The organism is Pseudomonas sp. FBCC-B545 (assembly GCF_059134095.1).
This window is the reverse complement of record NZ_CP101441.1, coordinates 1,485,001-1,499,887: the sequence shown is the minus strand read 5'-3', so window position 1 is coordinate 1,499,887 and position 14,887 is coordinate 1,485,001. Positions and strand designations below refer to the sequence as shown.

Annotated in this window: 13 protein-coding genes and 2 rRNA genes (1 of these 15 cut by a window edge); 5 read left to right on the top strand and 10 right to left on the bottom strand. The window is 57.2% G+C overall.

The annotated features are described in order from the left end of the window. The first annotated feature begins 402 nt into the window (after positions 1 to 402). The gene (locus NMB39_RS06990; RefSeq protein WP_043050107.1) at positions 403 to 3,297 is read left to right on the top strand and encodes a ribonucleoside-diphosphate reductase subunit alpha; all 2,895 of its coding nucleotides are present in this window, start codon (positions 403 to 405) and stop codon (positions 3,295 to 3,297) included. A 93-nt stretch (positions 3,298 to 3,390) separates the two neighbouring features. Here NMB39_RS06990 and NMB39_RS06985 read toward each other — a convergent pair whose 3' ends face one another. The 7 genes from NMB39_RS06985 to NMB39_RS06955 form a co-directional block, all read right to left on the bottom strand. Beyond that, entirely contained in the window at positions 3,391 to 4,488 is a 1,098-nt protein-coding gene (locus NMB39_RS06985; protein ID WP_371851121.1) for a hypothetical protein, read from the bottom strand. A gap of 181 nt (positions 4,489 to 4,669) precedes the next feature. Further along, a complete protein-coding gene (gene flgE / locus NMB39_RS06980; protein ID WP_057025513.1) occupies positions 4,670 to 5,986 on the bottom strand; it encodes a flagellar hook protein FlgE in 1,317 nt (438 codons plus the stop codon). Positions 5,987 to 6,016: 30 nt separating this feature from the next. Then, a complete protein-coding gene (gene flgD / locus NMB39_RS06975; protein WP_057025512.1) occupies positions 6,017 to 6,736 on the bottom strand; it encodes a flagellar hook assembly protein FlgD in 720 nt (239 codons plus the stop codon). 16 nt (positions 6,737 to 6,752) lie between these two features. Then, a complete protein-coding gene (gene flgC, locus NMB39_RS06970; protein WP_043050111.1) occupies positions 6,753 to 7,196 on the bottom strand; it encodes a flagellar basal body rod protein FlgC in 444 nt (147 codons plus the stop codon). Between the two features lie 3 nt (positions 7,197 to 7,199). Continuing rightward, a complete protein-coding gene (gene flgB / locus NMB39_RS06965; RefSeq protein ID WP_046069172.1) occupies positions 7,200 to 7,607 on the bottom strand; it encodes a flagellar basal body rod protein FlgB in 408 nt (135 codons plus the stop codon). 300 nt (positions 7,608 to 7,907) lie between these two features. Continuing rightward, positions 7,908 to 8,735, bottom strand: a complete 828-nt coding sequence (gene cheR / locus NMB39_RS06960) for a protein-glutamate O-methyltransferase CheR (RefSeq protein ID WP_494339486.1) — start codon at positions 8,733 to 8,735, stop codon at positions 7,908 to 7,910. 43 nt (positions 8,736 to 8,778) lie between these two features. Beyond that, entirely contained in the window at positions 8,779 to 9,711 is a 933-nt protein-coding gene (locus NMB39_RS06955; RefSeq protein WP_046069174.1) for a chemotaxis protein CheV, read from the bottom strand. A 73-nt stretch (positions 9,712 to 9,784) separates the two neighbouring features. Between NMB39_RS06955 and flgA the strand changes: the two genes are divergently transcribed. From flgA to NMB39_RS06935, 4 genes are all read left to right on the top strand, one after another. Then, a complete protein-coding gene (gene flgA, locus NMB39_RS06950; RefSeq protein ID WP_494340607.1) occupies positions 9,785 to 10,549 on the top strand; it encodes a flagellar basal body P-ring formation chaperone FlgA in 765 nt (254 codons plus the stop codon). Between the two features lie 141 nt (positions 10,550 to 10,690). After that, a complete protein-coding gene (flgM, locus tag NMB39_RS06945; protein WP_046069175.1) occupies positions 10,691 to 11,014 on the top strand; it encodes a flagellar biosynthesis anti-sigma factor FlgM in 324 nt (107 codons plus the stop codon). A gap of 48 nt (positions 11,015 to 11,062) precedes the next feature. Beyond that, complete coding sequence (locus NMB39_RS06940; RefSeq protein WP_057014683.1) at positions 11,063 to 11,533, top strand: flagella synthesis protein FlgN; 471 nt, start codon at positions 11,063 to 11,065, stop codon at positions 11,531 to 11,533. 96 nt (positions 11,534 to 11,629) lie between these two features. Next, a complete protein-coding gene (locus tag NMB39_RS06935) occupies positions 11,630 to 12,379 on the top strand; it encodes a flagellar brake protein (RefSeq protein ID WP_057025509.1) in 750 nt (249 codons plus the stop codon). Positions 12,380 to 12,438: 59 nt separating this feature from the next. Here NMB39_RS06935 and NMB39_RS06930 read toward each other — a convergent pair whose 3' ends face one another. The 3 genes from NMB39_RS06930 to NMB39_RS06920 all read right to left on the bottom strand — a co-directional run. Beyond that, complete coding sequence (locus NMB39_RS06930) at positions 12,439 to 13,812, bottom strand: MFS transporter (RefSeq protein ID WP_057025508.1); 1,374 nt, start codon at positions 13,810 to 13,812, stop codon at positions 12,439 to 12,441. 354 nt (positions 13,813 to 14,166) lie between these two features. After that, positions 14,167 to 14,282, bottom strand: a 5S ribosomal RNA gene (gene rrf / locus NMB39_RS06925). 157 nt (positions 14,283 to 14,439) lie between these two features. After that, positions 14,440 to 14,887: ribosomal RNA gene (locus NMB39_RS06920) — 23S ribosomal RNA — on the bottom strand; it runs 2,444 nt beyond the window's last position.

The window sequence follows — 14,887 nt, the reverse complement described above, 5'->3', positions numbered from 1 at the left end:
AAAATGGGCAGGCTGGTTCAAGCCCGAAATATTTAATGACAAACGGCGTAATCCAGCAGCAATGCGGCCTACACGCCTATTCGACCTTTCTTACACATTTTACTCACAGCGTTATCCACAGGTTACTCCGTTGCTAACCCCTCGAAAACGCATTATCTTGTACCTCGGCGCTCATGAAGACCCTACATGTAGGGTTTTCGACACCAGCGTCCAACCACACAAGTGGCTCGAAACTCAAGCGTTTTATTGCTAGCGCAGCGTTGAACCAACAGATTTTTCAGTAGACCAAACCGCTCACGCGGATGGCAGCTGTTCTCCATCCCCGACATGGAAAACGGTACGGGTGTTGCAGGAAAAAGCCTGGCACTCGCAATCAAATATAGAACGTGGAGACAACCCCCCATGCAAACCGACACAACTCGCGAGAACCCGCAGGGCTCCGTGCCGCAGGCCGCTGATTCGAACCTGGATCTGTCCGCCACTGCACCTGGCCAACTGCGCGTGATCAAGCGTAACGGCACTGTCGTTCCTTATACCGATGACAAAATCACCGTCGCCATCACCAAAGCGTTTCTTGCAGTTGAAGGCGGCACCGCTGCTGCCTCGTCGCGCATCCACGACACGGTTGCCCGCCTGACCGAACAGGTCACCGCAACCTTCAAGCGTCGCATGCCATCGGGCGGCACTATCCACATCGAGGAAATCCAGGACCAGGTCGAACTGGCCCTGATGCGTGCCGGCGAGCAGAAAGTCGCACGCGACTACGTGATCTACCGTGATTCGCGCGCCAAGGAACGTGCCGTGCGTTCCCCGGCTGAAGAAGCTGCCGTGCAAGCGCACCCGTCGATCCGCATCACCCTGGCCGACGGCAGCTTTGCGCCGCTGGACCTGGGCCGCCTGAACACCATCATCACCGAAGCCTGCGAAGGCCTGGAAGAAGTCGATGGTGACCTGATCCAGCGCGAAACCCTGAAGAACCTGTACGACGGCGTGGCCCTGACCGACGTCAACACCGCCCTGGTGATGACCGCCCGTACCCTGGTTGAACGCGAGCCGAACTACTCGTTCGTGACCGCGCGCCTGCTGATGGACACCCTGCGTGCCGAAGGCCTGGGCTTCCTGGGCGTGGCCGACAGCGCCACCCACCACGAGATGGCCGACCTGTACGCCAAGGCCCTGCCCGCCTACATCGCCAAGGGTATCGAGTTCGAATTGCTCAACCCGGTGCTGGCCACCTTCGACCTGGAAAAACTCGGCAAGGCAATCAACCACGAACGTGACCAGCAGTTCACCTACCTGGGCCTGCAAACCCTGTACGACCGTTACTTCATCCACAAGGACGGCATCCGCTTCGAACTGCCGCAAGTATTCTTCATGCGCGTGGCCATGGGCCTGGCAATTGAAGAGAAGCAGAAAGAAGACCGCGCCATCGAGTTCTACAACCTGCTGTCGTCCTTCGACTACATGTCGTCGACCCCGACCCTGTTCAACGCCGGCACCCTGCGTCCACAACTGTCGAGCTGCTACCTGACCACCGTGCCGGATGATCTGTCGGGCATCTACCACGCGATCCATGACAACGCCATGCTGTCCAAATTCGCTGGCGGCCTGGGTAACGACTGGACGCCGGTGCGTGCCTTGGGTTCGTACATCAAGGGCACCAACGGCAAGTCCCAGGGCGTCGTCCCCTTCCTGAAAGTGGTGAACGATACCGCCGTCGCCGTGAACCAGGGTGGCAAGCGCAAAGGCGCTGTGTGTGCCTACCTGGAAACCTGGCACATGGACATTGAAGAGTTCATCGAGCTGCGCAAGAACACCGGTGATGACCGTCGTCGTACCCACGACATGAATACCGCCAACTGGATCCCTGACCTGTTCATGAAGCGTGTCTTCGATGACGGCAAGTGGACCCTGTTCTCGCCATCCGAAGTACCGGACCTGCACGACCTGACCGGCAAGGCCTTCGAGGAGCGCTACGAGTACTACGAAGCCCTCACCGAGTACCCAGGCAAGGTCAAGCTGTTCAAGACCATCCAGGCCAAAGACCTGTGGCGCAAAATGCTGTCCATGCTGTTTGAAACCGGCCACCCATGGCTGACTTTCAAAGACCCATGCAACCTGCGCAGCCCGCAGCAGCACGTGGGCGTGGTCCACAGTTCGAACCTGTGCACCGAGATCACCTTGAACACCAACAAGGACGAGATCGCCGTTTGCAACCTGGGCTCGATCAACCTGCCGAACCACATCGTCAACGGCCAGCTGGACACCGCCAAGCTGCAACGCACCGTCAACACCGCAGTACGCATGCTCGATAACGTCATCGACATCAACTACTACTCGGTGCCACAGGCGCAGAACTCCAACTTCAAGCATCGTCCAGTGGGCCTGGGCATCATGGGCTTCCAGGACGCGCTGTACCTGCAGCACATTCCTTACGGTTCGGATGCTGCGGTCGAGTTCGCCGACAAGTCCATGGAGGCGGTCAGCTACTACGCGATCCAGGCTTCCTGCGACCTGGCCGACGAACGCGGCGCCTACGAGACGTTCCAGGGTTCGCTGTGGTCCAAGGGCATCCTGCCGCTGGATTCGCAACAGATCCTGATCGAACAGCGTGGCCAGAAGTACATCGATGTCGACCTGAACGAAACCCTGGACTGGGCACCGGTACGTGCCCGTGTACAGAAAGGTATTCGTAACTCCAACATCATGGCCATCGCACCGACCGCTACCATCGCCAACATCACCGGCGTGTCGCAGTCGATCGAACCGACCTACCAGAACCTGTATGTGAAATCGAACCTGTCGGGCGAATTCACCGTGATCAACCCGTACCTGGTCCGCGACCTGAAAGCCCGCGGCCTGTGGGACTCGGTCATGATCAACGACCTGAAGTACTACGACGGTTCGGTGCAGCAGATCGAGCGCATCCCGCAAGAACTCAAAGAGCTCTACGCGACCGCGTTCGAAGTGGACACCAAGTGGATCGTTGACGCCGCCAGTCGTCGTCAGAAGTGGATCGACCAGGCCCAGTCCCTGAACCTCTACATCGCTGGCGCATCGGGCAAGAAGCTGGACGTGACCTACCGCATGGCTTGGTACCGTGGCCTGAAAACCACTTACTACCTCCGTGCCCTGGCCGCAACCAGCACCGAGAAGTCGACCATCAACACCGGTAAGCTCAATGCTGTTTCCAGCGGCAACCACGGTGATGATTCGGTACTCGCAGCCCCCGCCGGCCCAGCACCAGTGCCAAAGGCCTGCGCGATTGACGAGCCGGATTGCGAAGCTTGCCAATAAGCTGAACCCATCCAGGACTTGAACGCCCTGGATTTAAAAAGCCCGATGAACCCCGACTGCACAGGGTTTATCGGGCTTTTTCGTTTATCACGCCTAGAGGAACGCGTACGCAATACCCTGCTTCGGCGCGCCACCTCGCCGCCCCCATAGCTCAACTTTACCGTCGATGACCGCCATTGAATGGCGATCATAGGCCACGACGCCCAGCTTGCCGCTCGCCAGTTCACTACTCGAGGATTTCCTGTAGAGCCCTTTCAAACCAAGGCGATCCAACGCTTCGTGGGGCATTTCGCCGTTGTTCAGGCTTTGCATCGCGTGGGCAAAGCTCTTTTTCGATTCGTTCGGGTTGTCGTCCAGACCATTGCCCTCCATCTGCGCACGCTTGGCGCTCGCCGCAAACATGAAGTTGGCATCAGTCAACATCTGCGGGTTATCGCCCTTGAACTGTGCATACCTGGCAGCCTGCCGTAATTCATCTTTGGAAAAGTTAACCTCTTTCCCATCGCGCATTTTCACGTAATAGCCATTGCTCGTCTCTTTGACCTCTGCGAAGACGTCAGTGGGCTTCTGACCAAACTTCATCATTGCGCCCTTAATCGCTGAAACGGTGACGCAATTGCCGTCCGGCCCCTGGCTGAATCCACTCCAGATATTGTCTGGTTTTTTACCTGGGTTACTTTCATCGGGTTTGTAATTGAAGTGCTTGGAGCCTTCGGTAATCGGCAGATTACTCATGGGCTCGCTGGGGCCGAAATTGTTGGGACTTGGCCTGCCACCGCCGCCTCCACCACCTCCACCTCTTGGCGATGGGCCAGGGGAAGGCGGTGAGGGCGTTGGCGATTCATCATCCAGTTCTGGAAACCACAACTTCATCAGGCGCCGCAGAAACTCCAACCAAGAGACGTCGGCCTTCTCCATCAGCTCCTGCATGATCTCTTTGAATTTTTCGTCACCGAGCTCTTCGCGCTTATCGTTCAGCTTGTCGCGAAGCTCTTGAGCGGTCTGGCTCTTGGAGGTTTTTTCGGCATCCATCAGTTGGCTGAGCAGTTGCCTGACCGACTCAGTGTTGGCGGCCTTGTCGTCATTGGCCCCGTACGCCGGACTTTGCCGCCCATATACATCGCCATAGATACCCGCGTCGAAACCGCGCGCTCCCCGCGCGCCGCTCTCCCACAATGCATAACCCGCCATTTACTTCCCCTATATTCGCCGGACGACAACCGTCCGCTGGCTGATCCGTGGCCAAATCGGCGTTATGCGTTCCCGCATCGGGGCGTGGTGAAACGAGCAGTAAATAACTATGTAGCGCACACAAAAAAAGGCCCCTCGATCGAGGGGCCTTTGATTGAACGCTGGTACTTGAGCGACGGTATCAGGTCATCTGAATGATGGTCTGCATGATGGTGCTTTGGGTGGAGATGGTCTTGGCGTTCGCCTGGTAATTGCTCTGGGCCTTGATCAGGTCCACCAGCTCGTTGGTCAGGTTGACGTTGGAGGCTTCCAGAGAGGAGCCCTTGATCGAACCCAGGGTGCCAGATTCCGGCGCGTCGTAACCCGGCTGGCCCGATGCGAAGGTCTCTTTCCAAGCCGTACCGCCAGCCGGCTGCAGGCCTTGCTCGTTGTTGAAGCTGGCCAGGGAAATCTGGCCGATGGCCTTGCTCTGCTGGTTGCTGAAGGTTGCGAACAATACACCGCTGCCGTCGATTTTCAGGCCGGTGATCTGGCCAGTGGCATAACCGTCAGTGATTGGCGGGTTGCGGTAGCTGGCGGAGTTGTACTGAGTGACGTTGCCCATGTTGATAGCAATGCCGTCCTTGTTCGCTGTCGCATCGTTGGCCTTCCAGACTCCATCGGTGACTGTGCCAGGTACCCAATCCTTGATGGTCAAGGTGTTGCCGGCAACACCACCGGTCACGATGCTCTTGAGATTACCGGCACCATCGAAACTCAGAGTCGAGGGCACAGGCGCCTTCACGTCAGCACCGGTACCGGTAGGAGCCGAACCATCAGGGTTGCGGCCGTCAATCAAGGTGTAGGACTGCCACTGGTTGGCATCGGTTTTCACCACGTACTGCACCATCGGGTGGGCGTTACCCTGAGAGTCGTACAACGTAGTGCTGTATTGCGTAGTGAATGTTTCGGACTTGCTCGGATCAAACGGATTCTTGGTCTGGTCGATCACCGGGGACGAGGAGTTGAGGTTGCTGGCCGAGTCCACCTTGGTGGACGCCTTCGGTGGCAGATTCGCCAGGTTCAGTTGCAGGTCCACCAGGCCACCCTTGGTGATCTTGCCATTCTCGTCCGCAGCGTAGCCCTGTAGACGCGAAGTGCCGGTGTTGTTGGTGATGTAGCCGTCCTTGTCCGCACGGAAAGCACCGCTACGGGTGTATTCCAACGAGCCGTCGCTACCCTTCTGCACGAAGAAACCACCACCCTGGATCGCCATGTCGAGGATGCCGCCACCGCCGTTGACGTCGCCCTGGGTGAACTGCTGGGACACCGCCGCCAGGTTCACACCGTTGCCGATAGTATTCTGGCCAGTACCCAGCTTGGAGGCCGCGTAGATATCGGCGAATTCCGCACGGGATGACTTGAAGCCAGTGGTCGCGACGTTGGCGATGTTGTTGCCGGTCACGTCCAGTTGTTTGTTGGCCGCATAGAGGCCGCTAAGGCCGATATTAAAAGACATGTTCTCTCCCTCTGCCGTATCTAGCCGGCTCTATGTACCGATAGTCTGAATTTGCGACAGCTTGACGCTGCCCATGCCGCCTGCAAGGTTGAGCAGCATTTCGCCGCCGGTCTTGCTCAGGGTCACGCTGGTTACCGTGGCCGGCAGTGAGGTGGCCAGGGCCACCGCATCACCCTTGTCGTTCTTGGTGGAGGCATTGAAGGTGTAGGTGCCGGCTGGGGCGATTTCGCCCTTCTCATTCTTGCCATCCCAGATAAAGCTCTGGCTGCCGGCACTCTGCGCGCCCATATCCACGGTGCGCACGACGTTGCCGTCCTTGTCGGTGATCTTGACGGAAATGTTACCCACCGCCGATGGCACCTCCACCGAACCGTTCATGCTCTTGCTGGTATCAACCATGGCTTTGTCGGTCTGGATAATGATCGACCGCCCCACCAGCGACGAAGCCTGCAGCGCTTGCGAGGAGCTGAAGTTGCTGGAGATGTTATTCACCGAGTCGTTGAGGGTGTTGATGCCTTCAAGGCTGCTGAACTGTGCAAGCTGGGCCACGAACGCGCCGTTGTCCTGGGGCGACAGCGGGTTCTGGTTTTTCAGCTGGGTGACCAGCAACTGCAGGAATGCATCCTTGCCCAGCGACTGGCTGCCGGTCGCGGCTTTGGAAACATTCGCTACATTGTTCGAAGCATCCTTGACCTTGGAATTGAACAGGTCCTGGACTGCCGTGTTGTTAGACGTATCAACGATGGCCATTATTTGGCGCCCCTTATCACTGACCCAGGGTCAAGACCTTCTGCATCATGGCTTTGGCGGTGTTCATCATTTCCGCGTTGGTCTGGAATGAACGGCTGGCGGAAATCATGTCAGCCATCTCCTCGACCACGTTGACGTTGGGGTAGTAGACGTAACCCTTTTCGTTCGCGGCGGGATGGTTCGGCTCGTAACGGGCCTCAAGGTTGCTCTGGTCTTCGACTACACCCAGCACCTGCACACCGGAGCCGGCTGCGTCCTGGTCCTGGAACAACGAATCACTGCCGCCGCTCTGACCAGCCTGGAACATGGTGGCAAACACCGGGTGACGCGCGCGGTAAGTTTGGTCAATGCTCGAAGACACGGTCTCGGCGTTGGCGATGTTACTGGCGACGGTGTTCAAGCGCGTGGTTTGCGCGCTCATGCCACTGCCGGCAATATTGAAAACACTGGACAGGGACATGGCTTACTCTCCACGCAGGGCTGACATCAGCCCTTTGAATTTACTGTTGAGCAGGGTGAAGCTGGCCTGGAAGTTCACCGAGTTCTCGGCGTAATTCGATTGCTCCAGTTGGGCGTCGACGGTGTTCTGGTCGATCGACGGCTGCATCGGCGTGCGATACAGCAGCGACTCGTCAGCATTGCCCAGGCCCTGCGCTTCGATATGACGGTTGTTGGTCATGTTCAAGGCGAAGGTGCCGTTCTTGGTCTTGTCCTGCTGGGCAGCGAGCACGGCGGAGAAGTCCAGGTCCCGAGCCTTGTAGTTCGGGGTATCGGCGTTGGCAATGTTGTTGGCCAGGACTTCGGCACGCTGGGCGCGGAAGCCCAGGGCTTGTTCGTGGATACCGAGCGCTTTATCGAAGCTGATGCTCATGGCGGAGACCTTTAGGCTGACCTGCTGTTCGTTAGCAGGGTTATAGCAAGGTACATGCCAATCTTGTGAACCCCCGTATATAAGGGGTTTGCGGGGAGATTGCCGGCGGCAATGCCAGAAAAGCGGCAAGTGATTTCCGCGTGGCGCCAGTAAAGCGGCAATGGGCATTGCCACTTTGATTTATTTTGCCGCAATACAGGTGAAAGGGGGCTTGCCCCCGATGGCTGTGGTTCAGTTGATAAATCTATCACTGACACACTGCTATCGGGAGCAAGCCCCCTCCCACACTCCCACATTGACTTACTTGGCCTGGTAGATGATTCCCGGGCTGCACTGCACCATCTGGTAGTGATCCGGCAGGCCGTTCAAGGCTTCGGAAGCACCAAGGAACAGATACCCGCCGCGCTTGAGCGTGCCGTGGATGCGTAACAGGATGTCTTTCTTCACTTCAGCCGAGAAATAGATCAGCACGTTGCGGCAGAACACCATGTCGAACTTGCCCAGGCTGGCGTAGCTGTCGAGCAGGTTGAACGAGCGGAATTCCACGCGGCTCTTGATCGGTGCCTTGATCGCCCAGCGCCCCGCCCCCTTGGGGTCGAAGTATCGTTGCAGGCGCTCCTGGGACAGGCCGCGGCCCAGCGCCAGGCTGTCGTACTCACCGGTCTTGCAGTTGGTGAGCATGGTGCCGGACAGATCCGTTGCGACAATTTGCGCGCCTGCTTTCAACTGGCCCATATTGGTCCGTTCGAACTCGTCGATGGACATCGAGATCGAGTACGGTTCCTGCCCCGAAGAGCACGCCGCCGACCAGATACGCAAGCGCTGGCCCGGGCTGGCCTTGATCGCCTCCGGCAGCACTTTGTTCTTGAGCACTTCAAAGGGGTAGGTATCGCGAAACCATAAGGTTTCGTTGGTGGTCATGGCATCGACCACCATTTCCTTGAGCCCGCTGCGCGGCTGCGTCTGGATCCGCTGGACCAACTCACCCAGGGACTTGATGCCCTGCTGTTCCATCAGCTTGTTGAGACGGCTGGATACCAGATATTGCTTGTTTTCACCGAGCAATATGCCACAGGCTTTTTCCAGGAAGACCCGGAACTGTTCGAAATCCAAATTACCCGTAGACAATGGTACCGCCTCTTAAATCGTGTGACCGCCAGGGGAGAATCCCTCAGCTGTGATCTGCTGCCTTGATCCGGTCGACTACCCGGGATGCGAGGTCATCAGGACGGAATTTGGCCAGGAAGTCATCAGCACCGACCTTCTTGACCATTGCCTGATTGAATACCCCCGACAACGAAGTATGCAGGATGATATGCAATTTTTGCATGCGTGGATCGTTGCGTATCTCGGCCGTAAGGGTGTATCCGTCCATTTCCGGCATCTCGATGTCGGAAATCATCATCAAGAATTCTTCTTCTGGCTTCTTGCCTTCGTCCACCAGCTTGCGCAGGTAGTCCAGGGCCTGGCGACCGTCATTGAGCGCCACTACGTCCACACCGACAGTTTGCAGACAACGCGTGACCTGCTTGCGCGCCACTGAAGAGTCGTCCACGGTCAGTACGCGCAAAGACACGGCCTTATGCGCGGTCTCGGCATCCACCACACCTACGGAGATGGTTTCCGAGGTCGGCGCTACTTCGGCGAGGATTTTCTCCACGTCGATGATTTCCACCAACTGGTTATCGACCCGCGTCACCGCCGTCAGGTAGTGATCGCGCCCGGTGCCCTTGGGCGGCGGGTGGATTTCTTCCCAGTTCATATTGACGATACGTTCCACCGAGCGCACCAGGAACCCCTGGGTCTTGGTGTTGTACTCGGTAATGATCACGAAGGGACTCTGGCGGTCTTGCAAACCTGAGGACCCCGTGGCCAATGCCAGGTCGAGAATCGGAATAGTCGCGCCACGGATGTTGGCCACGCCACACACGACCGGATTGGACTTGGGCATGATCGTCAACTTGGGGCATTGCAGCACTTCACGCACTTTAAACACGTTGATGCCATACAACTGCTTGCCGTCCAGGCGGAAAAGCAACAACTCCAGGCGATTCTGCCCTACCAGCTGTGTGCGCTGGTTTACTGAATCCATTACACCTGCCATGCCCAGACTCCTAAAACTAGGGGTACGAAGCGTACCCAACACTAAACGGCACGAGCTTTGCTATTTGTTGTTCATGGATATTAAAACGACAGTTTCCCGACACTTTGGCTGCCAACGCTATCGCAGATTGCTCTGCGCCTCGATGGCGTTGCTTGCCTTGGGGCTCAATGCTGCGAGCCGTGCCGACAACGTTACCCTGCCTGATGTACTTATCGGCGTCACCCAAGGGTTTCTTGAGTTCACTGTAGAAGATTATCTGGCAACCACACAGACGCCGGGGCGTTATGAAATCCAAGTCAATCAGTTGGACCCGCGTTTGCGCATGCCCATGTGCGACAGGGAATTGACAGCCACCCTGGAAAGCCCCTCTCAACCCATTGGCCGGGTCACGGTGAAAGTACGTTGTGAAGGTGCCTCGCCGTGGACAATATTCGTGCCTGCGCAGGTCAAGCTGTTCCGTGATGTGGTTGTCGTTGCGCGGCCGCTGAAACGCACCGGTATTATTAGCTTTGAGGATGTGGCCCTGCGTGAACGGGACATCAGCCAGATCAACCAGGGCTATCTGACCTCAGTGGACCAGGCTATTGGGCAGCGGCTCACCCGACCAATGGTCACCGATCAAGTCATCACATTGGTTCACCTGGAACAGGCCGAAGTGATTCGCAAAGGTGACCAGGTGGTGATTTCCGCCAGCAGCGGCGGGTTGAATGTAAGAATGCCGGGTGAAGCGCTGTCCAACGGCGGCATGAGCGAACAGATCCGTGTCAAGAATCTCAACTCCAACCGCGTCATCAAGGCGCGCGTGACCGCCCCCGGGCAAGTCGAGGTCGCTTTATAGAACACTGGTAGAGGACGCTGGGTTTTCCTACACTGTGCACGAGAAGTTCCGTGTGGAGATTTATTGTCATTCGCGCCTAAAGTTTGTTTGGGTATGGCCGAAAACATGGCAAGCGTCCAAATACCCAGAGGTTTTTTCAACATGGTCATTGATTTCAGTCGTTTGAATAACGCCCCGGCTTTGCCAGGCAGTACGCGCACCAGCGGTGCCAAGGACAGCGTAGAAGCCAAGCCACAGCCCCTGCCCGCCAAGGCAGAACAGGCCAGCGTCAGCCAGAGTGGGGAATCGGTTCACCTGAGCAATGAGGCTCAACAGTTGCAGAAGGTCACTGACTCGCTGCGCGACCAGCCGGTTGTCAACAAAGCCCGCGTGGCCGAGTTGAAACAGGCCATCGCCGATGGCAGCTATAAAGTCGACAGCAACCGTGTCGCCAGCAAGCTGCTCAACTTCGAAGCCGAGCGCTAGGCAAAGGCCTGCGCAGGGCTTTTGGACGCTTAAAACCCAAGGCCAGCCATGCACCACGACGAACATTTGCTTCAACTGATCATTGATGATCTGGCGCCGACGCAGCAATTGCTCGAGCTGCTCAAAGAAGAGTCCCTGGCCTTGTACGGCCGGGATATGCGCTTGCTGGAAGAAATCCTGGCGCGCAAACAGTCACTGATCGTGCTGCTCGAACAGCACGGCAAGAAGCGCAGCGAGATTCTGATCAGCCTGGGCCTGCCTGCCGATCATGATGGCCTCGCGCAATTGGCCAGTCACTCTTCGGTAGGTGACCAGTTGCTGTCGCAAAGCAAGGAACTCAACCAATTGCTCGCCCAGTGCCAGGAAGCCAACCTGCTAAACGGCCAGTCGATCCAGCTTCAGCAAGCCACGACCGCCAATCAGTTACGCATACTCCATGGCGGCGAACCTCCAGCACTGTACAACGCACAAGGCTCCACCTCGCGTCTGGTCAAGCCAAGCACCCGCAGCCAAGCCTGACGCCGGTTTACAGCGCGACCTATCCAAAGTGCGCTACATACTGGCAAAATGCCGGTTCTTGCGTGTAGTCGTATTTTGCCTGGAGATGGAAGAACCGTGTTCAACGCCCTTAATGCGGAAGATGCCCCGCAGCCACCGAAGGTCCTCACCACGCCTCTGGAAATCGCCAGCACTTTGCGGATGCTCCAAGATAGCCATGATCCTTTGATCATCACCTTCCACGAGCGCAGCCAACGCTTTCAAAGCTATCTGGTAGACGTTTCCCGCGACAGCACCACGTTGGTCCTGGACGAAATGATTCCCCGTGACGGTGAACGCTACCTGGAGAATGGCGAGCCCTTTCGTATCGAAGGTTTTCACGATGGTGTGCGGATTGCCTGGGAAAGCAATGGCACACTGAGCCTCAGCGAAAAGGACGGCCACCGCATCTACAGCGGCAACATGCCCGCAGAGGTGGTCTACCATCAGCGCCGCAATGCTTTTCGTGCCGCATTGAAACTGGCGCAATTGGTGAATATCGAGTTGGGTGGCGAGAAACTCAAGGCCCCGGTCAACGGTAAGTTGCTGGATATCTCCGCCACCGGCTGCAAGCTTCGCTTTGAAGGCGACATCTCCGAGCGCCTGCAGCTGGGCCAGGTCTACGACCGTTTTGTCGCCGCCCTGCCCTTCGGCAGCATGACCACCGCCGTAGAATTGCGCTACCTGCACTTCGAAGACAAGATCAACATTACGTTCGCTGGAGTGCGCTTCCACAACATGAGTGGCTTGGTGCAACGCCAAGTGGAGCGCTTTGTGTATCAGCTGCAGCGCGAGGCTCGGCGCTTCGACAAAGACGACGATTTTTAAGCTCTAAACGCTGAAGCAAAAAAACGGGCAGATCCTGGCGGGATCTGCCCGTTTTTCGTTCAGGGTCGCGCCCTGCTCAAGTCATGAGGATGTTCGTCCGGGTCTGGGTGCTCTTGCGGCTCTTCATTAGCCGGCTCATCCGTTGCGGGTTCAGGCTCTGGATCAGGAACGCTGACTTGCATCTGCTCCTGCACCACCTGCTCATCCACCCGCGGGTCCAGCGCAGCAACCAATGGCGAACTGGACATGCTGTCGGGCATCGCCACGTGATGCAACGGCGCGTCGTCGACCTGATGCAGATTGGTTACTGCTTTCGGTCGAATTCGCCACACCAGGATCAACGCACAGAGGCTGAAAAACGCGTAGAGCATCTGGCTGCCGAATAGCTTCATGACGACACCTGCCAACAGTGGGCCAACGCTCGCGCCTATGCCATAGGTCACCAGCAGCATGGCCGTCAACGAAACCCGGCGGTCACCTTCGACGTGGTCGTTGGAAAAGGCCACAGCCAACGGGTACAGACAGAACTGCACCAGCGAACAAAAGAACCCCGTCACGAACAGCACTTCCAAGGGCACCTGAGCCATGATCGCCAGCGGCAACGCCGTTATCGCCAGGCACAAGGCAAAGCAGCGAATCAGCAGTGCTCGGTCATAGCGGTCCGACAACCAGCCCAGAGGCCACTGCACGAGCAAACCGGCGAAAATACAGCTACCCATGAACAAGCCAACCTGTTCAGTCGTCAGCCCCTGCTGGGACGCGTAGAGCGGCGCCAAACCGTAGAACGAGCCCACGATCAACCCTGCGCCCAGCACCGTACTGAGCGACTGCGGTACACGCTTGATAAAGAAGCGAGGCTCCATCGGCGCCGGGTGCAATGGTGCCGGGTGAATACGTCGGGTCATGGCTACCGGCACCAGGCACAGGGCAAAGCACAACGCGACCAGCATCAACAGCTCGAGCCCAAGATGAGGGTGCATGACCAGGATCAACTGGCCCAGCACCAGCCCAAGATAAGACGCGATCATGTAGCCACTGAACACTACGCCGCGCTGTTTGGCATCCGCCTGCTCATTGAGCCAACTTTCAATGACCATGTACTGGCACATCATGCCCAGGCCTACGATCATCCGCAGCACGATCCAGGCAGGCAACCAATCGATCAAACCGTGGCCCAGCACCGCTGCGCCGACGATCCCAGCGCAGGTGGCGTAGGCACGAATATGCCCGACCCGGGCAATCAGGCGGTGGCCGATCTTGCCACCCAGGACCAAGCCAAAATAGTTGGCGGCCATCAGCGCACCGACCCACAGGCTGTCGACATTGTCTGCCGCAAGGCGCAAGGCTAGATAAGTACTGAGCAGGCCGGAGCCAATCAGCATCATCAAGGAAGCGAAATAAAGGGCTCGAAAAGATTTCCAGATCTGGCGCATCGGCGTTCCGAGCGGCTCCTTGCAGTGAGAGACAGGGCTATCGGCATGATAGTCCGGGGTGGGCGGGTCCGGACAGGCGGTATTGCCTGTTTCCGGGGATTATTTTGCATAAGAGCTCAGACGCTGCACCGGTGTCTGCAGGTACACCATAGAGATAAATACATGACGCACCTGCTGTGAACCCCGAACCGCTGCAAGGTTCGACTGAACTTGGGCAGCATTGCAAAAAGTATCAATAGTGCAGCGCAGAGGAGAGGAGGACCAATAAGGGATATGGAACAAGCAGCGGGTGGCATTTCCGAGCGCCCAAAACAAAACCCCAACTGCTTTCGCAATTGGGGTTTCGGAATTTAATCTTGACGATGACCTACTCTCACATGGGGAAACCCCACACTACCATCGGCGATGCATCGTTTCACTACTGAGTTCGGGATGGGATCAGGTGGTTCCAATGCTCTATGGTCGTCAAGAAATTCGGGTACTGAGTCGTGGCCAGCTGGCCTCGCTTCAGCAAATTGGGTATGTGACAGCGGTCGGTGCTTTGTGAGCGTCGAACTTTCGGTTCATTTCGTCTTCACACACCGCAATCTGATGCTCGTTAGAGTAGTCAAATTGCTTGGGTGTTATATGGTCAAGCCTCACGGGCAATTAGTATTGGTTAGCTCAACGCCTCACAGCGCTTACACACCCAACCTATCAACGTCGTAGTCTTCGACGGCCCTTCAGGGGACTCAAGGTCCCAGTGAGATCTCATCTTGAGGCTAGTTTCCCGCTTAGATGCTTTCAGCGGTTATCTATTCCGAACATAGCTACCCGGCAATGCCACTGGCGTGACAACCGGAACACCAGAGGTTCGTCCACTCCGGTCCTCTCGTACTAGGAGCAGCCCCTCTCAAATCTCAAACGTCCACGGCAGATAGGGACCGAACTGTCTCACGACGTTCTAAACCCAGCTCGCGTACCACTTTAAATGGCGAACAGCCATACCCTTGGGACCGGCTTCAGCCCCAGGATGTGATGAGCCGACATCGAGGTGCCAAACACCGCCGTCGATATGAACTCTTGGGCGGTATCA